Origin of the sequence: Sphingobium sp. ba1 (assembly GCF_000743655.1) — a bacterium.
Classification (GTDB): domain Bacteria; phylum Pseudomonadota; class Alphaproteobacteria; order Sphingomonadales; family Sphingomonadaceae; genus Sphingobium.
On record NZ_JPPQ01000069.1, the window covers coordinates 3,695 to 4,017 of the forward strand.

1 protein-coding gene is annotated in these 323 nt (G+C 58.5%); it reads right to left on the reverse strand.

Features of this window, described 5'->3' with window-relative positions; all coding sequences use genetic code 11:
* Positions 1-79: 79 nt before the first annotated feature.
* A partial coding sequence (locus IL54_RS03050; RefSeq protein ID WP_202807652.1) for an electron transfer flavoprotein subunit alpha/FixB family protein occupies positions 80-323 on the reverse strand: 244 nt, incomplete at its 5' end.

Here is a 323-nt window from a genome sequence, read left to right on the forward strand (position 1 = left end):
CGAATAACCCCGCCGACGACGCACAAAAAAAGGGCGCAAACCACATGGTCCGCGCCCTTTTTTGTTTCTTGCCCAGCCCTTACAATTTGCTGGTCAGCTCCGGCACGATCTTGAACAGATCGCCCACGAGGCCGATGTCCGCCACCTGGAAGATCGGCGCATCCTCATCCTTGTTGATGGCGATGATGGTCTTGCTGTCCTTCATCCCCGCCAAATGCTGGATCGCCCCGGAAATACCCACGGCGACATAGACTTCCGGCGCAACGATCTTGCCGGTCTGCCCGACCTGATAGTCGTTCGGCACATAGCCCGCATCGACCGCG